Origin of the sequence: Pseudomonas entomophila L48 (genome assembly GCF_000026105.1) — a bacterium.
Lineage (GTDB): Bacteria > Pseudomonadota > Gammaproteobacteria > Pseudomonadales > Pseudomonadaceae > Aquipseudomonas > Aquipseudomonas entomophila.
The window spans coordinates 212,596-229,709 of the sequence record NC_008027.1; the positions used below are offsets into that span (position 1 = coordinate 212,596).

Genomic DNA, 17,114 nt, shown 5'->3' on the forward strand with positions numbered 1-17,114 from the left:
ACGGCGAAGGGCCTTGAATCAGATCCAGGAATGGCGGGCAGGCAGGGTGCCGTTGAGGTAGTAGGCGCCGACGGCGTGGTACTTCCAGCGCACCGGGTCGTGCAGGGTGTGCACCCGGGCGTTGCGCCAGTGCCGGTCGAGGTTGAACTCGGCCAGGCTGGCGCGGCTGCCGGCCAGCTCGAAGAGTTTCTCGCTGGCCTGCAGCGAGATCTCGGTGGTGAGCACCTTGGCTTCAGCCACGGCGATCGACGCCCGCGCGGCGGCGGCATCGTCGACGGGCCCGGCGTTGACCTCGTCGAGCACCTTCGCGGCCTTGCGCAGCAGCGCTTCGGCGGCGTGCAGGTCGAGTTTGAGGCGGCCGATGTCGGCGATCACGTAGGGGTCGTCGCTGTTGCGCTCGACCTTGGCCTCGATCCATGGCCGCGATTTCTCACGCACGAACTGGATCGCGTCGTCGATGGCCGCCTCGGCGATGCCGGCGTCGATGGCGGCCTGGATCAGTTGCGAGGCCGCACCCTGGGTGCTGGGTTGCTCCCGATGGCGCCAGTTATCGATGACCAGGTCGGCGTCCACCGGCACCTGGTCGAGCAGCACGGTACCGCTGGCGGTGGTGCGCTGGCCGAAGCCGGACCAGTCGTCGACGATGCGCAACCCCGGGCTGCCCCGGCGAACGAATGCCAGGCGCTGGCGCCCCTCGTCGTCCAGGGCCTTGACCGCCACCCAGTGGGCGTACAGGGCGCCGGTGGAATAGAACTTCTCGCCGCTGATGCGATAGCCCTCGCCGTCGCGGGTGATGCGGGCCTTGAGCGTGAGCGTGTCCTTGGTGCCACGCTCGGGGCCGGCATTACCGATGCGCCAGCCGTCGAGCACGGCACGGAAAATCGCTTCCTGCTGTGCTTCGGTGGCCGTCAGGCGCACCAGTTGGAGAATGCCGAACTGGTTTTGCGGGATCTGCCCCAATGCCGGGTCGGCGGCGCTGATCAGTCGGAAGACTTCAGCGATGGTGGCGTAGGAGACCTCGGGGCCGCCGAAGGCCTTGGGCACGCTGATGCTGCCCAGGCCGCTGCGGGTGAACTGTTCGATCTCGGCCCACGGCAGCTTGCGCTGCTGGTCACGGCGGGCGGCCTGTTGGCGGGCCACCTGGGCCAGCTCGCGGGCGGCCTGCAGGGCCTCTTCGTCGTTGCGCAGCACTTTGGCCGGCAGCAGCAGGGGCGAGCTGTCGATATCGCTGTGGAATTGGGTAGTTGGCTGGCTGGACATCAGTACCGCTCCTTGGCTGCACTCAATGCCCTGGCGTTGGCCACTGGGGTGATTGTGATCCTGACCATTCCTTACCTCACAAAGTTGAATGTGCCGCCTCAGCTGATGGCGACAGACGTTTGCTGGTCCGGTGGTCCGGTGGATATACCCTATTCGTTTATAAAAGTTTTATGAACTAACTATTTGGAATATCTATAGAAGTCGAGATTTTTTCCGGATGCGCCAACGCATTCGCGTGCAAGTCCACTCCTGCAGGTGTCTTGCTGAACCTATGGGAGCAACTGCCTAACAGAGAATTCGTAGTTTACGTTTGCCCTTGTGGGAGCGGCCTTGTGTCGCGATAGGGCCGCAAAGCGGCCCCAGCGATCATTGCATCGACACTGAGATCCTGGGGCCGCTGCGCAGCCCTATCGCGACACGAGGCCGCTCCCACAAGGATCGCGCTAGGCTTGAGGTGGGGCTTGCCCGCGAAGAGGACAACGCTGGAGTTCAGTCCTGCGCGGCAGCGGTCCCGAGGAACTTGCGCAGGAACTGCCGGGTGCGCTCTTCCTTTGGATTGGCGAACAGCGCCTTGGCCTCACCCTGCTCGACGATCACACCCTTGTCGAAGAAGATCACCCGGTTGGCCACGTCGCGAGCAAAGCTCATCTCGTGGGTGACGATGATCATCGTGCGTTTCTCCTCGGCCAGGCCGCGGATGGTCGCCAACACTTCCCCCACCAGTTCGGGGTCGAGCGCCGAGGTGGGCTCGTCGAAGAGGATCACCTCCGGCTCCATGGCCAGGGCGCGGGCGATGGCCACCCGTTGCTGCTGGCCACCGGACAGCCGCCGGGGGTAGGCGTCTTCCTTGCCCGCCAGGCCGACCTTGGCCAGCAGGCGCCTGCCCAGTTCGATGGCTTGTTCGCGTGGCGTCTTCTTGACGATCACCGGCCCTTCGATGACGTTGTCCAGGGCGGTGCGGTGGGGGAACAGGTTGAAGTTCTGGAACACGAACCCGGCCTGCTGGCGCAGGCGGCGGATCGCACTCTGCTGGCCACCCAAAGGGCGCCCGGCATCGATGGTGATGTCGCCGATCTGGATACGCCCGGCATCGGGGGTTTCCAGCAGGTTCAGGCAGCGCAGGAAGGTGGTCTTGCCCGAGCCGCTGGGGCCGATGATGGCCACCACTTCACCGGGCTGCACGGTCAGGTCGATGCCGTTGAGCACGGTCTGGCCCTTGAACCGTTTGGTCAGGCCCTCTACTACAATCATCTCAGTGCTCCTGGTCGTGCTGGTTGACCCGCGCTTCCATGCGGTTCTGGAAGTGCGCCAGGATGCTGCAGAGGATCCAGTAGACCACCGCGACAGCCAGGTACATGGTGAAGACCTCGAAGGTCCGGGCGGTGATCAACTGCGCCTGGCGGAACAGCTCGGGCACCTGGATGGTCGCCGCCAGGGCGGTGTCCTTGACCAGCGAGATGAAGCTGTTACCGAGAGGCGGCAGCGCAGTGCGCAAGGCCTGCGGCAGGATCGCCCGGCGCATGGCCTGGGTGCGGGTCATGCCGATGCTGGCCGCCGCTTCCCACTGGCCACGGTCTATCGAGGAAATCGCGGCGCGGAGGATTTCGCAGATGTACGCGGCCATGTTCAGCGAAAGGCCGATCAGCGACGCGGGGATCGGGTCGAGCTCGATACCGATCTGCGGCAGGCCGAAATAGATCACGAACAGCTGCACCAGCAGCGGCGTGCCCCGGAAGAACGACACGTAGATGCGCGCCAGCCAGTCCAGCGGCAGGATCTTCGACAGCCGCATCAGTGCCAGGGCAAAGCCCAGCACCAGGCCGAAGAACATGCCGCCGACGCTGAGCAGCACGGTATAACCCGCGCCCTTCAACAGGAAGGGCACGGAGTCGACAACGAGTTGCAGGCTTTCAGCGATCATTTGGTGACATCGGCACCGAAGTATTTCTCGGACAGCTTGGCCAGCGTGCCGTCGGCCTTGAGCTTGTCGATGGCCTTGTTCAGTGCCTCGAGCAGTTCAGGCTCGCCCTTGCGCAGGGCCACGCCGCTTTCCAGGCGCGAGAACGGGGCGCCGGCGAGTTCGGTGTCCTTGGCTTTCTGCGCGTATTCCAGCGCGGCCAGGCGGTCGATCAGGATGGCGTCGATGCGGCCGTTGCGCAGGTCGGCGAACTTGGTCGGGTCGTCTTCATAGGTGCGTACTTCGGCTTTCGGTACGTCCTGCTTCACCCATTGCTCGTAGTTGGTGCCCAGGCCCACGCCGACTTTCTTGCCGGCCAGGTCCTGCGCGGTCTTGATGTTCAGCTGCTCGGCCTTCTTCTTCAGGATCAGCGCCTGGATGCCGGAGATGGTGTAGGGCTCGGAGAAATCGTACTTCTTCTTGCGCTCTTCGGAGATGGTGACCTGGTTGATCACCACGTCCAGGCGCTTGGATTCCAGGGCGGCGAGGATGCCATCCCATTTGGTCGGCTGGACCTTGGCCTTGACCCCCAGCTCCTTGGCCAGCAGCTCGGACAGTTCGACCTCGAAACCGGCCAGCTTGCCGTTCTCGTCCTGGAAGCTGAACGGTGGGTAGGTGCCTTCCAGGCCGACGTTGATCACGCCTTTTTCCTGGATGGTCTTCAGTTGCTCGCCGGCAAAGGCCTGGCCGAGCAGGCCGGCGCCGAGCAGGAGCGCCAGGCTGGCGTTGAGAAGGGGTTTGGCGAATTTGGTCATGGCAGGCCCCGCGCTTGTTGTGGAAGTAGTGAGGTGGCGACTATAGAGGTGGGCTTTATAGGTCGGGAAATAATAAAAAATCAGGTTGTTATTCCCATTTTGCCAAATGCAATGGCTTATGCCCGACTTAGCTCAGGATGGAATAAAGCGTTGTTTTTTCCAAGAGGCAGATTTGACGTATCTTGGCTTACACCCTCCCCTGTAGGAGCGGCCTTGTGCCGCGAAAGGGCCGCGTAGTGGCCCCGTCGACAGATGCTTCCGCGCAAAGATCTGCGGCCCCTTCGCGGCACAAGGCCGCTCCTACAGGGAACGTGTGCATACCGAGAAAGCCGCCTGGCAGGAGAAACACCGTGAGCGAACAACCATCAACAGGGCATTGGCAGTTGCAGGGCATCGTCAGCGGCCTGCGCAGTGCCCGTGAACAGTGGCGCAGCCGCAATGGCCGCAGCAGTGGCGAGCAGGGCGGGCGCGAGCTGCCGTCGCGCGAGGCGATGCGGCAGATTCTCGAGCAGTTGTGCGGTGCATTGTTCCCCATGCGCCTGGGCCCGGTGGACCTGCGTGAAGAGAGCGAGGACTTCTACGTTGGCCACACCCTCGACGCCGCGCTCACCGCCCTGCTGGCCCAGGCCCGCCTGGAGCTGCGTTACGCCGCACGCCATGGCAAGACCGAGGTCACCGATGTCGACAGCCACGCCCTGCGCCTGATCCAGGATTTCGCCGCAGCCCTGCCGGCCCTGCGCGTGCTGCTCGACACCGACGTGCTGGCCGCCTACCACGGTGACCCGGCGGCGCGCAGCGTCGATGAAGTGCTGCTGTGCTATCCCGGCATCCTGGCGATCATCCACCACCGCCTGGCCCACCACCTGTACCAGGCCGGCCTGCCGTTGCTGGCGCGGATCAGCTCGGAGCTGGCGCACTCGGCCACCGGTATCGACATCCACCCCGGCGCGCGTATCGGCCAGAGCTTCTTCATCGACCATGGCACTGGCGTGGTGATCGGCGAGACCGCGATCATCGGCGAGCGGGTGCGCATCTACCAGGCCGTGACCCTGGGCGCCAAGCGCTTCCCCAGCGACGAGTCGGGCACCCTGCACAAGGGCCTGGCGCGCCACCCGATTGTCGAGGACGACGTGGTGATCTATGCCGGTGCGACCATTCTTGGGCGGATCACCATCGGCAAGGGCTCGACCATTGGCGGCAACGTGTGGCTGACCCGCAGCGTGCCGGCTGACAGCAACATCACCCAGGCCAACCTGCAGCTCGATTGCCAGGACAAGAATTGACCTAGCATTGCTGTTGGCTTTTCTGATTTGTTCGCCGGCAAGCCGGCTCCTGCGTGTAGCGTAAACCCGCCTAGACCGTAGGATCTGGCTTACCAGCGAAGGGCTGCAATGCAACCCCGCCAGGCCCCCACCCAGCGACATCGGGTCGCATTGAAGGCCGATCCATGTTTAACTTGAACGCTTGTTCAACGAAAAACGCTGGTCCATTGCCGGTGTTCAAAAGGAGGAATCGCCTTTGCTGAACCCGTTCAATCCGAACCTCACGTCCTTCGACGAGGTGCCCGTTCAATGAGTGCACCGACCCCCGAGCTTGCCAACGGCAAGATCCGCATGAACCCCCCCGTGTTCTACTTCGCGGCCAGTTTCATCCTCATTTTCGGCCTGGTGGTCATCGCCCAGCCCCAAGCGGCGGGCGAATGGTTGCTGGCGGCGCAGAACTGGGCGGCCAACACCGTCGGCTGGTACTACATGCTGGCCATGACCCTGTACCTGGTCTTCGTGGTGGTCACCGCCTTGTCCGGCTACGGCAAGCTCAAGCTCGGTGCCGACCACGACGAGCCCGAGTTCAGCTACCTGTCCTGGGCCGGCATGCTGTTCGCCGCCGGCATCAGCATCACCCTGTTCTTCTTCTGCGTCTCCGAGCCGCTGACCCATATGCTGCAGCCACCGCAAGGCGAAGCGGGCACGGCCGAGGCCGGGCGCCAGGCGATGCAGATCCTGTTCCTGCACTGGGGCCTGCATGGCTGGGGCGTGTTCGCCTTCGTCGGCATGGCGCTGGCCTACTTTGCCTACCGCCACAACCTGCCGCTGGCCCTGCGTTCGGCGCTGTACCCGTTGATCGGCAAGCGTATCAACGGCCCGATCGGCTATGCGGTGGACGGCTTCGGCATCATCGCCACGGTGTTCGGCCTGGGCGCCGACATGGGCTTTGGCGTGCTGCACCTGAACGCCGGCCTCGACTACCTGTTCGGCATCAGCCACAGCCAGTGGGTGCAGGTGCTGCTGATCGTCCTGATGATGGGCGCGGCGGTGGCCGTGGCGGTCGCCGGGGTGGAGAAGGGTGTGCGGGTGATGAGCGACATCAACCTGTTCCTGGCCTGCGCGCTGCTGCTGTTCGTGCTGTTCGCCGGCCCCACCCAGCACCTGTTCAATACCTTGATCCAGAACCTCGGCGACTACCTCGGTGCCTTGCCGCGCAAGAGCTTCGATGTGTACGCCTATGGCGAGAACCGCGACTGGCTGGGTGGCTGGACGGTGTTCTACTGGGCCTGGTGGATTGCCTGGGCGCCGTTCGTGGGGCTGTTCATCGCGCGCATCTCGCGCGGGCGCACCATCCGCGAGTTCGTCTTCGGTGTGCTGTTGATCCCGCTGGGCTTCACCCTGGCGTGGATGTCGATCTTCGGCAACAGCGCCATGACCCAGGTGCTCGACCACGGCATGACCGCCCTCGGCCAGGCGGCCCTCGACAACCCGTCGATGAGCTTGTACCTGCTGCTGGAAACCTACCCCTGGAGCAAGACGGTGATCGCCGTGACGGTGTTCATCAGCTTCGTGTTCTTCGTCACCTCGGCCGACTCCGGCACCGTGGTGCTGTCGACGCTGTCGGCCAAGGGCGGCGGCGCCGACGAGGATGGGCCGAACTGGCTGCGGATCTTCTGGGGCGCAATGACCGCGCTGATCACCGGCGGCCTCTTGTTCGCCGGCAGCATCGATTCGCTGAAGTCGGCGGTGGTGCTGACCTCGCTGCCGTTCTCGTTGATCCTGCTGTGCATGATGTGGGGGCTGCACAAGGCCTTCTACCTGGAGAGCCAGCGGCAGATCGCGCAGATGCACTCGCTGGCGCCGTTCGCCCAGTCGCGTCGCGGGCGCGGCGGCTGGCGCCAGCGCCTGAGCCAGGCGGTGCACTTCCCGTCGCGGGACGAGGTGTATCGCTTCATGGATGACGTGGTGCGCCCAGCGATCGCCGAGGTGCGCGAGGTGTTCGAGCAGAAGGGGCTGGTGCTGATCACCCAGGATGACCCGAGCCACGACAACGTCAGCTTGAAGATCGGCCATGGCGAGGAGCAGCCGTTCATCTACCTGGTGCAGATGCGTGGGTACTTCACGCCTTCGTTCGCGCTGGGTGGGTTGGGTACCCAGGAGTTGAAGAACCGCCGTTATTACAGGGCGGAAGTGCACCTGAGCGAAGGCAGCCAGAACTACGACCTGGTGGGCTACAGCAAGGAGCAGATCATCAACGACATCCTCGACCAGTACGAGCGGCACATGCAGTACCTGCATCTGGTTCGCTAGATCGGCCGTTCGCCGGCAAGCCGGCTCCTACAGGTCTCGTAGGAGCCGGCTTGCCGGCGAACGCACCCCACGGTCGGTCAGAACGGCGCATCCCCCAGGATGGTCGCCCGATGCATCACCCGCCGGCTCGGCCGGTAGTCATCCACCGCGAAATGCTGCGTCACGCGGTTGTCCCAGAACGCCACGTCGTTCTCCTGCCAACGCCAGCGAATGCTGAACTCCGGCCGCGTCGCATGGGCGAACAGCAGCTTGAGCAACGCCTCGCTCTCCTGCTCGTTCAGCTCGTTGATACGCGTGGTGAACCCTTCATTGACGAACAACGCCTTGCGCCCGCTGACCGGATGAGTGCGCACCACCGGGTGCGACAGCGGCGGGTTGTTGCGCCGGGTGGCTTCCCAGCGCGCCAGGTCTTCAGGCGTTGTGCCGAAGCGCTCCAGTGGGAAGGATTTGGTGAAGTCGTGGGTGGCGGTCAGCCCATCGAGCATCTCGCGCAGCGGCGCCGACAGTGCTTCGAAGGCGGCGATGCCGCTGGCCCACAAAGTATCGCCACCATAGGCCGGCAACTGTTTGGCACTGAGCACCGCGCCCAACGCGGGCGTCGGCAGAAAGGTCACGTCGGTGTGCCACACGGCGTTGTCGCGCACGTCGGTGACCGCCGTGTCGAGGATCAGCACCTGCGGCGTTTCCGGCACGTTGGGGTAGATCGGGTGGATGTGCAGGTCACCGAAGCGTGCGGCGAAACGCGCCTGTTGCTCGGGGGTGATCGGCTGGTCGCGGAAGAACAGCACCTGATGCTGGAGCAGCGCCTGTTCGATGGCGTCGCGCTGTTCGACGGTGATCTCGCGGCTGATGTCCACGCCGCTGATCTGCGCGCCGAGGGCCGGGCTGAGAGGGGTTACGGTCAGGCTCATGTCATTTCTCGTTCCAGGTGCCGGGTTGCCGGCGTGGTCATTCGGCTATCAATGGCTCTGCCCGTGCCAGGGCACCAGCTTGCGTTGCAGGGCGCGCAGGCCCATCTCCAGGGCAAAGGCGATAAGCGCGATCAGCAGGATCCCCAGCACCACCACATCGGTGACCAGGAACTGCGCCGCCGACTGCACCATGAAGCCCAGGCCGCTGGTGGCGGCGATCAGTTCGGCGGCGACCAGGGTCGACCAGCCCACGCCCAGCCCGATGCGGATGCCGGTGAGGATGTCGGGCAGGGCGCTGGGCAGGATCACGTGGCGAATCAGCTGGGCCTGGGTGGCGCCCAGCGACTGGGCGGCGCGCAACTTGGCCGGGTCGACGGTGCGCACGCCGGTGGCGGTGGCGATGGCGATCGGGGCGAAGATCGCCAGGTAGATCAGCAGCACTTTCGACAGCTCGCCGATGCCGCACCAGATCACGATCAGCGGCAGGTAGGCCAGCGGCGGGATCGGCCGGTAGAACTCGATCAGCGGGTCGAGGATGCCGCGGGCGACGCGGTTGTAGCCGATGGCCAGGCCTACCGGGATGGCGGTGAGCGTCGCGGCCAGCAGGGCCAGGCCGATGCGGCCGAGGCTGGCGCCCAGGTGCTGCCACAGGCTGGCGTCCATGTAGCCTTGGGTGAGCAGGGTCCAGCCCTTGGCCAGGATGTCGCCGGGCGGCGGCAGGAACAGTGGTTCGATCCAGCCGGCGGCTGTCACCAGCCACCAGGCCAGCAGCAGGGTGGCGAGGGTCAGGGTGCTGATCCAGCGGGTCGGCAAGGGTTTGCGGGGTTTCACTGCAGGTTGCGTCCGTTGTGCCTGCTTGGCGGCGGCCGGCAATTCGATGCTGCTCATGCGGACTCCTGGCGTTGCGAGAATACCCGTGCCAGCACGTGCTCGCGGGTTTCGATGAAGCGGGGATCGGACTTGATCGCTCGGGCCGACTCGCCAGCCGCATAGCGCTGGCCGAAGTCCAGTTGCAGGCGCTCGACCACACGCCCGGGGTTGGGCGCCAGGAGCACCAGCTCGGTGGCGAGGAACACCGCTTCTTCAATGTCGTGGGTGATCAGGAACACCGGCTTGGCGGTGCGCTGCCACACCTGCAACAGCAGTTCTTGCATCTGTTCACGGGTGAAAGCGTCGAGGGCACCGAAGGGCTCGTCCATCAGCAGCACCCGAGGGTCGGCGGCCAGCGCACGGGCCAGGCCCACGCGCTGTTTCTGCCCGCCCGAGAGCTGCCAGATACGCCGTTCGGCGAAGCCCGCCAGGTCGACCAGCGCCAGCATCTCGCGGGCCTTGGCTTCGCGCTGGGCGCGGGGCACGCCGGCCAGCTCCAGGCCGAAGGCGACGTTGGCCAGCACATCCTGCCAGGGCAGCAGGGCATCGTCCTGGAACACCACGCCGCGCTCGGCGCCGGGGCCTTGCACCGGCGCGCCATCGAGGGTGATGCGCCCGCCGCTGGGGGCGACGAACCCGGCGATCAGGTTGAGCAGCGAAGTCTTGCCGCTGCCGGAAGGCCCGAGGGCCACCAGCAGCTGGCGTGGCCCGAGGCTCAGGTTGATGTCGGCCAGCACCGGGGTGGAGGCGCCGGGGTACTGTGCGCTGATGCGCTCCAGTTCAAGCAAGGCCATGACAGGCTCCGGATCAGTTGGGCAGGTATTGGGCGCTGACGTAGGGCGAGTAGTCCGGCAGCACGGCTTCGACCTTGCCTTGCTGCTTGAGGAAGGTGGCGGTGTCGGTCAGTGCCTGGGTGGTCGGCGCGCCCAATGCGCTGGCCTGGTCGGCGGCCAGTGGATAGACGTTGCCTTGCAGCAGCACCGGGATGTCAGCCGGCTTGGCGCCGGACAGCTTGACCAGCTTGGCGACGTTGTCCTTGTCGGCCAACCAGGCCTGAGGATCCTTGCGGTAGTCGGCGTAGGCGTCCAGGGTCACCTTGGCGAACGACTTGACGATCTCGGGGTGCTTGGCGGCGAAGTCCTTGCGCACGATCCAGGCGTCGAAGGTCGGGGCGCCTTTCTCGGCCAGCTCGCCGGAGGTGATCAGCACCTTGCCGTTCTCCTTGGCTACGCCCAGCGCCGGGTCCCAGACGTAGGTGGCGTCGATGTCGCCACGCTTCCAGGCGGCGATGATCGCCGGTGGCGTCAGGTTGAGGATCTGCACCTTCGAGGGCTCGATGTTCCAGGCCTTCAACGCGGCCAGCAGGCTGTAGTGGCCGGTGGAGACGAAAGGCACGGCGACTTTCTTGCCGATCAGGTCCTGCGGGGTCTTGATGCTGTCGCGGGCGACCAGCGCCTCGCCGGCGCCGATCTGGGTGGCGATCAGGAAGGTCTCGACCGGCAGCTTGCGGGTGGCGGCGGCGGCCAGCGGGCTGGAGCCGAGGTAGCCGATCTGCACGTCGCCCGAGGCCACGGCGGTGATCACGTCGGCGCCGTTGTCGAACTTGCGCCAGTCGATGCTGGCCTTGCTGTCCTTTTCATAGGTGCCATCGACCTGGGCTACTTTGGCCGGGTCGACGGTGGTCTGGTAGGCGACGGTCAGGTCGGCGGCCTGGGCCAACCAGCTGGCGCTGGCGAGGGTCAGGGCGGCGAACAGGCGCAGCGGAGCATGCGGGATCATGGTTGAACCTCTCGTCAGGCAAATGGGGGTATGGATGGCGAGAAGACTAGATGATCTAAGAAATTAAAAATAAATAACCTTTTTGCATTAGCTTAAAAGCCAAATGCTCTGAGCATGGCTGGTTTCCAGGGAACAAAACCCAACCCATTGATCGGATGCGACTTCTGTAGGAGCGGCTTCAGCCGCGATCACCCGCGAAGCGGGTGCCGGATACTGCGGCGCCTGCATCGCGGCTAAAGCCGCTCCTACAGGCCGACTGGCGGAATCCGGGTTCCCTGCTAGCCTTTTTCGGCTCCGCCTGGGCTGGCAGCGGCCCGCTCTACGGCAAACGTTTGCACATAACCTAAAGGTATGATTGACAGCGTCGATACATCGAATGGCTGTAAAGGTTCCAATGTTATTCCGTAAAAATCTTACAGATTCATAAAACGGTCATTTTGGATTTATAGGATTGTCATTATCCTGTAGCGCAGGTTGCGGGTTAGACCAAAGTCGCAATTGGGCCGTCAACGATTGACTTGGCGGTCACGCTTTGGTGCTAAATCGCCAATCCGGGCGAGTGGGGCAGAAGATTCCGCCGCTTGAGACGCACAAAAATTAGAACGTAGAGGAGCAAAGCATGTACAAGTCCAGCCTGGCCCTGGCCGTGGCACTGGGGGTTCTCGCCCAACAAGCAGGCGCTGCAGGTTTCATCGAGGACAGCAAGCTGTCCGTGAGCTCGCGCACCATGTACTTCAACAACGACAACCGTGAAGCGCCTGGCAGCAAGCCACGCCCTGATGTGCGTGAGTCGGGTCAAGGTTTCAAGCTTGACTACATCTCTGGCTTCACCCAAGGCACCGTAGGCTTTGGTGTTGATGCACAGGCTCTGTGGGGCATCCACCTGGATGGTGGCAAGGGTTACCACCAGGATGGCAGTACCTTCATGCCGAGCGACAGCAATGGTTCCTCGGTGGCCCAGTGGGCCCGCTTCGGTGCCAACGCCAAGGCTCGTTTCTCGAAGACTGAAGCCCATTTCGGTAGCGCTCTCGCTCCGAACCTGCCAATCCTCGTTTCCAACGATGGCCGTCTGCTGCCGCAAACCTTCGAGGGTGGCATCGTCACCTCCAAGGAAATCGACAACCTGACCATCAATGCCGGTCAACTGACCCACGCAATGGGTCGTGCTTCGAGCAATCGTACCGGGCTGTCCGTGCAGGGCGCGTACCGCGACAGCAACAAGTTCCGTTTCGGTGGCCTGGACTACAAGCTCACGCCTGACCTGACCCTGCAGTACTACTACTCGAACCTGGAAGACTTCTACAAGCAGCACTTCCTGGGTGCTACCCACGTCTTCAAGATCGCTGACGATCAGTCGTTCAAAACCGATCTGCGCTACTTTGACAGCAGCAGCGACGGCAAGAATGGCAGCGGTAACGGCTACAACTTCGGTAACAACGGCGGCTACGCCAAGCACACCGGCGAAGTCGACAACAAGACCTGGTCGGCCATGTTCACCTACACCTTGGGTGGCCACGCGCTGATGCTGGGTCATCAGCAGGTCAGCGATGATGGCGGCTTTGTCTGGCTGAACCAAGGCAACGTGCGCAAGGACGGCTCCACCTCTCCGTTGGAAGGTAATGGCGGCGCGAGCTTCTACCTGTTCACCGACAGCATGATCAACCAGTTCGCCAAGGCCGGTGAAAACACCACCTTCGGTCAGTACTCCTACGACTTCGCTCGTCTGGGCGTGCCGGGCCTGAAAGCATCGGTTGCCTACCTGCGTGGTGAAGATGGTCGTGCCACCAATGGCCACGGCACCTTCAGTGAGTGGGAACGTGACGCGCGTGTCGATTACGTCCTGCAGGAAGGTGCCCTCAAGGGTCTGGGCTTCAGCCTGCGCCAGGGTGTCTACCGTGGTACCGGTTCGGGCTCCGCGAACGACCAGGATCAGACTCGCTTCATCGTGAACTACACTTACGCCTTCATGTAAGTCGTAGCTGCACACGAAAAGCCTCGCCTAGTGCGAGGCTTTTTTGTGCCTGCCATTTCGTATGTATTCTGGTTATAAATAAATCGATATTTATTCTTTTTATTTTTATTCGGAAGCAGGCACATTGAACCCATCAGGCCAGACACAGCACAGGAGCCGCTTACATGAGCCTCAAACTCGGCGATATCGCCCCCGATTTCGAACAGGATTCCAGCGCCGGCAAGATCCGCTTCCACGAATGGCTGGGCAACAGCTGGGGCGTGCTGTTCTCCCACCCGGCCGACTTCACCCCGGTGTGCACCACCGAGCTGGGCCTGACCGCCAAGCTCAAGGATGACTTCGCCAAGCGCGGGGTGAAAGCCATCGCCCTGTCGGTGGACCCGGTCGACTCGCACCACAAGTGGATCGATGACATCAACGAGACCCAGAACACCGTGGTCAACTTCCCGATCATCGCCGACGCCGACCGCAAGGTCTCCGACCTCTACGACCTGATCCACCCCAACGCCAGCGACACGCTTACCGTGCGCTCGCTGTTCGTCATCGACCCGAACAAGAAGGTGCGCCTGACCATCACCTATCCGGCCAGTACCGGGCGCAACTTCAACGAGATCCTGCGGGTGATCGACTCGTTGCAACTGACCGACAACTACAAGGTCGCCACCCCAGGCAACTGGCAGGACGGCGACGAAGTGGTGATCGTGCCGTCGCTGAAGGACGAAGATGAGATCAAGCAGCGCTTCCCGAAAGGGTACCGGGCGGTAAAACCCTATCTGCGCCTGACCCCGCAACCGAATCGTTAAGGAATTCCTCGTTGTATTGCTCTTAGCCAAGCAGGGATCTTCGGGCCGTTTCGACGGCCCTTTTTTATGCCCGCCGAAAAGGTCTGCACTGCCCCGTGTAGGAGCGGCCTTGTGCCGCGAAAGGGGTGTACAGCACCCCCAGGATTTCAGAGTCAATGCACATATCGCCGGGGCCGCTTTGCGGCCCTTTCGCGGCACAAGGCCGCTCCTACAGAGAAGAGCATCAAATATCTCTTAATGGAATAAACAAATAAAAAAATATGATTTATGGATATATGTGACGAGCTGTTAATGTCACTTCCATCCAGCGGGGCCAATCCCTCGCGGCCCTGCAATCGAATCGAAGGAAGCGCTTTCAATGCTGGTTGTTTCTGTCGGTGGTAGCCCCAGTCTTCGTTCACGCTCCGGCGTGCTGCTAGAGCGCTCGCGCGACTGGCTGCAGGAGCGCGGCGTCGAGGTGGTGACCTTCCAGGTGCGGGAATTCCCCGCCGAGGACCTGCTCCATGCGCGTTTCGACAGCCCGCAGGTGCGCCATTTCAACGAACTGGTGGCCCAGGCCGACGGCCTGGTGGTTGCCACCCCGGTATACAAGGCATCGTTCGCCGGCGCGCTGAAGACCCTGCTCGACCTGCTGCCCGAGCGCGCCCTGGAACACAAAGTGGTACTGCCGATCGCCACTGGCGGCAGCATCGCCCACATGCTTGCCGTGGACTACGCGCTCAAGCCCGTGCTCTCGGCCCTCAAGGCGCAGGAGACCCTGCAAGGGATCTTCGCCGACGACGGCCAGATCGCCTACGGCGAAGGCAGCAAGCCCGCGCAACTGGCGCCTGCCCTCGAGCAGCGCCTGCAGGATTCGCTGGAAACGTTCCACAGCGCCTTGGCGCGCCGGCCTCGGCCCGTCGCCCCCGGCGTGCTCAACGAACGCCTGATCAGTGCCCGCTGGAGCATCTGAACCCGGCCATCACCGCTTCATCGCTGTTCCCACCTTACTCGCCCGCCAACGAGGCAAGCAGGTGCTACCCGAACCTCACTCGCACAGGAGAGCGCCATGCGCACAGTCTTCTTGCGTCGCGGTCTGGTCGCCCTGTTTGCGGCGGCTGTGTCCTTCGGCGCCATCACCCAAGCCCAGGCCGAGAGCCTGCGCATCGGTTACCAGAAATACGGCACCCTGGTGCTGCTCAAGGCCAAGGGCTCGCTGGAGAAGCGCCTGGCCGAGCAGGGTATCCAGGTGCAATGGACCGAATTTCCCGGCGGCCCGCAACTGCTCGAAGGGCTCAACGTCGGCTCCATCGATTTCGGCGTGACTGGTGAAACACCGCCGGTGTTCGCCCAGGCCGCGGGTGCCGACCTGCTCTACGTCGCCTACGAGCCGCCGGCGCCGCACAGCGAGGCGATCCTGGTACCCAAGGGCTCGCCGATCCAGTCGGTGAAGGAGCTCAAGGGCAAGAAAGTCGCCTTCAACAAAGGCTCGAACGTCCACTACCTGCTGGTCCGCGCCCTCGAGGACGCCGGCCTCACCTACGCCGACATCCAGCCGGTCTACCTGCCGCCCGCCGACGCCCGCGCCGCCTTCGAGCGCGGCAGCGTGGATGCCTGGGTGATCTGGGACCCGTACCAGGCTGCCGCCGAACAACAGCTGCAGGCCCGCGTTCTGCGCGACGGCAAGGACTTGGTCGACAACCACCAGTTCTACCTCGCCACCCGCGGCTATGCCACCCAGCACCCGGCAGTGATCAACACCCTGGTCGAGGAAGTGCGTGCCGTGGGCCAGTGGTCCCAGGCCAACCCGCAGCAGGTCACCGACCAGGTCGCGCCGCTGCTCGGCCTGCCCGCCGAGATCACGCTCACCTCGGTGAAGCGCCAGGGTTACGGCGCCACGCCGCTGACCCCGGAAGTCATCGCCGCGCAGCAGAAGATCGCCGACACCTTCACGGCCCTGAAGCTGATCCCCAGGCCCTTGAGCATCAAGGACGTGATCTGGACTCCCCCGACCAAGGTCGCCAGCGCGCCTTGAACGATTCGCCGCGCCGGGGCGCCGCCCCGGCTTGAGCCACCCTTGAGGAGACAACTCCAATGAGCCTTAACATCTTCTGGTTCCTCCCCACCCACGGTGACGGCAAGTACCTGGGCACCACCGAAGGCGCCCGCGCCGTCGACCACGGCTACCTGAGCCAGATTGCCCAGGCCGCCGACCGCCTGGGTTTCGGCGGCGTGCTGATCCCCACCGGGCGTTCCTGCGAGGACTCCTGGCTGGTGGCGGCGTCGCTGATCCCGGTGACCGAGCGCCTGAAGTTCCTGGTCGCCCTGCGCCCGGGGATCATTTCACCCACCGTGGCGGCGCGCCAGGCGGCCACCCTGGATCGCCTGTCCAATGGCCGCGCGCTGTTCAACCTGGTAACCGGTGGCGACCCGGACGAGCTGGCCGGTGACGGCCTGCACCTGAACCATCAGGAGCGCTACGAAGCATCGGTGGAGTTCACCCGCATCTGGCGCAAGGTGCTCGAAGGCGAAGTGGTCGACTACGACGGCAAGCACCTCCAGGTGAAGGGCGCCAAGCTGCTCTATCCGCCGATCCAGCAACCGCGCCCGCCGCTGTATTTCGGTGGCTCGTCCGACGCCGCCCAGGACCTGGCCGCCGAGCAGGTCGAGCTGTACCTGACCTGGGGCGAGCCGCCGGCCGCCGTGGCCGAGAAGATCGCCCAGGTGCGCGAGAAGGCCGCAGCTCAAGGCCGTGAAGTGCGCTTCGGTATCCGCCTGCACGTGATCGTGCGGGAAACCAACGAAGAAGCCTGGGCCGCCGCCGACAAACTCATCTCGCACCTGGACGACGACACCATCGCCCGCGCCCAGGCCTCGCTGGCGCGCTTCGACTCGGTCGGCCAGCAGCGCATGGCTGCCCTGCACGGCGGCAAGCGTGACAAGCTGGAGGTCGCCCCGAACCTGTGGGCTGGCGTCGGCCTGGTGCGTGGCGGTGCCGGCACCGCGCTGGTGGGCGATGGCCCGACCGTCGCGGCGCGGGTCAAGGAGTATGCGGACCTGGGTATCGACACCTTCATCTTCTCCGGCTACCCCCACCTGGAAGAGTCGTACCGCGTCGCCGAGCTGCTGTTCCCGCACCTGGATGTGCAACGCCCGGAGCAGCCGAAAAGCGGTGGCTATGTCAGCCCGTTCGGTGAAATGGTCGCCAACGACATCCTGCCCAAGTCCGTGTCGCAGAGCTGAGGGCCGAGGC

At 64.0% G+C, this 17,114-nt stretch carries 15 protein-coding genes; 7 read left to right on the top strand and 8 right to left on the bottom strand.

What is annotated here, in order from left to right:
* Window positions 1-18: 18 nt before the first annotated feature.
* The 4 genes from PSEEN_RS00910 to tcyJ all read right to left on the bottom strand — a co-directional run bounded on the left by PSEEN_RS00910 (window position 19) and on the right by tcyJ (window position 3,972).
* Window positions 19-1,260, bottom strand: coding sequence for an SfnB family sulfur acquisition oxidoreductase (locus PSEEN_RS00910; protein ID WP_011531633.1), 1,242 nt, complete (start codon window positions 1,258-1,260; stop codon window positions 19-21).
* Window positions 1,261-1,749: 489 nt separating this feature from the next.
* A complete protein-coding gene (gene tcyN / locus PSEEN_RS00915; RefSeq protein ID WP_011531634.1) occupies window positions 1,750-2,511 on the bottom strand; it encodes an L-cystine ABC transporter ATP-binding protein TcyN in 762 nt (253 codons plus the stop codon).
* Between the two features lies 1 nt (window position 2,512).
* A complete protein-coding gene (gene tcyL / locus PSEEN_RS00920) occupies window positions 2,513-3,181 on the bottom strand; it encodes a cystine ABC transporter permease (RefSeq protein ID WP_011531635.1) in 669 nt (222 codons plus the stop codon).
* Window positions 3,178-3,972 (bottom strand): cystine ABC transporter substrate-binding protein, encoded by a 795-nt coding sequence (gene tcyJ, locus PSEEN_RS00925; RefSeq protein ID WP_011531636.1) that lies wholly within the window; start codon window positions 3,970-3,972, stop codon window positions 3,178-3,180. Before tcyJ ends, tcyL begins: the two co-directional genes overlap by 4 nt.
* Window positions 3,973-4,322: 350 nt before the next feature.
* On the opposite strand from tcyJ, the gene epsC reads away from it, so the two are divergent.
* Window positions 4,323-5,255 (top strand): serine O-acetyltransferase EpsC, encoded by a 933-nt coding sequence (epsC, locus tag PSEEN_RS00930; protein ID WP_011531637.1) that lies wholly within the window; start codon window positions 4,323-4,325, stop codon window positions 5,253-5,255.
* A 330-nt stretch (window positions 5,256-5,585) separates the two neighbouring features.
* Window positions 5,586-7,547: a choline transporter BetT gene (betT, locus tag PSEEN_RS00935; RefSeq protein ID WP_162042938.1), complete on the top strand. Its 1,962-nt coding sequence runs from the start codon at window positions 5,586-5,588 to the stop codon at window positions 7,545-7,547.
* Window positions 7,548-7,624: 77 nt separating this feature from the next.
* Here the strand turns inward: betT and tauD are convergent, their stop codons facing one another.
* Genes tauD through tauA form a run of 4 tightly spaced genes read right to left on the bottom strand, consistent with a single transcriptional unit; the run spans window position 7,625 to window position 11,107 of the window.
* Window positions 7,625-8,458, bottom strand: coding sequence for a taurine dioxygenase (tauD, locus tag PSEEN_RS00940; RefSeq protein ID WP_011531639.1), 834 nt, complete (start codon window positions 8,456-8,458; stop codon window positions 7,625-7,627).
* 48 nt (window positions 8,459-8,506) lie between these two features.
* Window positions 8,507-9,346, bottom strand: coding sequence for a taurine ABC transporter permease TauC (tauC, locus tag PSEEN_RS00945; protein WP_011531640.1), 840 nt, complete (start codon window positions 9,344-9,346; stop codon window positions 8,507-8,509).
* Window positions 9,343-10,122 (bottom strand): taurine ABC transporter ATP-binding subunit, encoded by a 780-nt coding sequence (gene tauB / locus PSEEN_RS00950; protein WP_011531641.1) that lies wholly within the window; start codon window positions 10,120-10,122, stop codon window positions 9,343-9,345. The genes tauC and tauB overlap by 4 nt, the downstream gene beginning before the upstream one ends.
* A 13-nt stretch (window positions 10,123-10,135) precedes the next feature.
* Window positions 10,136-11,107, bottom strand: coding sequence for a taurine ABC transporter substrate-binding protein (tauA, locus tag PSEEN_RS00955; RefSeq protein WP_011531642.1), 972 nt, complete (start codon window positions 11,105-11,107; stop codon window positions 10,136-10,138).
* 619 nt (window positions 11,108-11,726) lie between these two features.
* Here tauA and PSEEN_RS00960 point away from each other — a divergent pair.
* The 5 genes from PSEEN_RS00960 (at window position 11,727) to ssuD (ending at window position 17,104) form a co-directional block, all read left to right on the top strand.
* The gene (locus PSEEN_RS00960) at window positions 11,727-13,079 is read left to right on the top strand and encodes an OprD family porin (protein WP_011531643.1); all 1,353 of its coding nucleotides are present in this window, start codon (window positions 11,727-11,729) and stop codon (window positions 13,077-13,079) included.
* Window positions 13,080-13,243: 164 nt separating this feature from the next.
* Window positions 13,244-13,882, top strand: a complete 639-nt coding sequence (locus PSEEN_RS00965; RefSeq protein ID WP_011531644.1) for a peroxiredoxin — start codon at window positions 13,244-13,246, stop codon at window positions 13,880-13,882.
* A gap of 358 nt (window positions 13,883-14,240) precedes the next feature.
* Window positions 14,241-14,834, top strand: a complete 594-nt coding sequence (gene ssuE / locus PSEEN_RS00970; RefSeq protein WP_011531645.1) for an NADPH-dependent FMN reductase — start codon at window positions 14,241-14,243, stop codon at window positions 14,832-14,834.
* A 96-nt stretch (window positions 14,835-14,930) separates the two neighbouring features.
* Window positions 14,931-15,896, top strand: coding sequence for a sulfonate ABC transporter substrate-binding protein (locus PSEEN_RS00975; protein ID WP_011531646.1), 966 nt, complete (start codon window positions 14,931-14,933; stop codon window positions 15,894-15,896).
* Window positions 15,897-15,955: 59 nt separating this feature from the next.
* Window positions 15,956-17,104, top strand: coding sequence for an FMNH2-dependent alkanesulfonate monooxygenase (gene ssuD / locus PSEEN_RS00980; RefSeq protein WP_011531647.1), 1,149 nt, complete (start codon window positions 15,956-15,958; stop codon window positions 17,102-17,104).
* Window positions 17,105-17,114 lie beyond the last annotated feature (10 nt).

Bases quoted from the DNA above. Each gene is read 5' to 3' on its own strand.
- tcyN (WP_011531634.1), bottom strand. From the start codon at position 2,511: ATGATTGTAGTAGAGGGCCTGACCAAACGGTTCAAGGGCCAGACCGTG.
- PSEEN_RS00910 (WP_011531633.1), bottom strand. From the start codon at position 1,260: ATGTCCAGCCAGCCAACTACCCAATTCCACAGCGATATCGACAGCTCG.
- tauC (WP_011531640.1), bottom strand. From the start codon at position 9,346: ATGAGCAGCATCGAATTGCCGGCCGCCGCCAAGCAGGCACAACGGACG.
- tcyJ (WP_011531636.1), bottom strand. From the start codon at position 3,972: ATGACCAAATTCGCCAAACCCCTTCTCAACGCCAGCCTGGCGCTCCTG.
- PSEEN_RS00975 (WP_011531646.1), top strand. From the start codon at position 14,931: ATGCGCACAGTCTTCTTGCGTCGCGGTCTGGTCGCCCTGTTTGCGGCG.
- PSEEN_RS00965 (WP_011531644.1), top strand. From the start codon at position 13,244: ATGAGCCTCAAACTCGGCGATATCGCCCCCGATTTCGAACAGGATTCC.
- ssuD (WP_011531647.1), top strand. From the start codon at position 15,956: ATGAGCCTTAACATCTTCTGGTTCCTCCCCACCCACGGTGACGGCAAG.
- tauD (WP_011531639.1), bottom strand. From the start codon at position 8,458: ATGAGCCTGACCGTAACCCCTCTCAGCCCGGCCCTCGGCGCGCAGATC.
- tcyL (WP_011531635.1), bottom strand. From the start codon at position 3,181: ATGATCGCTGAAAGCCTGCAACTCGTTGTCGACTCCGTGCCCTTCCTG.
- ssuE (WP_011531645.1), top strand. From the start codon at position 14,241: ATGCTGGTTGTTTCTGTCGGTGGTAGCCCCAGTCTTCGTTCACGCTCC.
- PSEEN_RS00960 (WP_011531643.1), top strand. From the start codon at position 11,727: ATGTACAAGTCCAGCCTGGCCCTGGCCGTGGCACTGGGGGTTCTCGCC.
- tauA (WP_011531642.1), bottom strand. From the start codon at position 11,107: ATGATCCCGCATGCTCCGCTGCGCCTGTTCGCCGCCCTGACCCTCGCC.
- betT (WP_162042938.1), top strand. From the start codon at position 5,586: ATGAACCCCCCCGTGTTCTACTTCGCGGCCAGTTTCATCCTCATTTTC.
- tauB (WP_011531641.1), bottom strand. From the start codon at position 10,122: ATGGCCTTGCTTGAACTGGAGCGCATCAGCGCACAGTACCCCGGCGCC.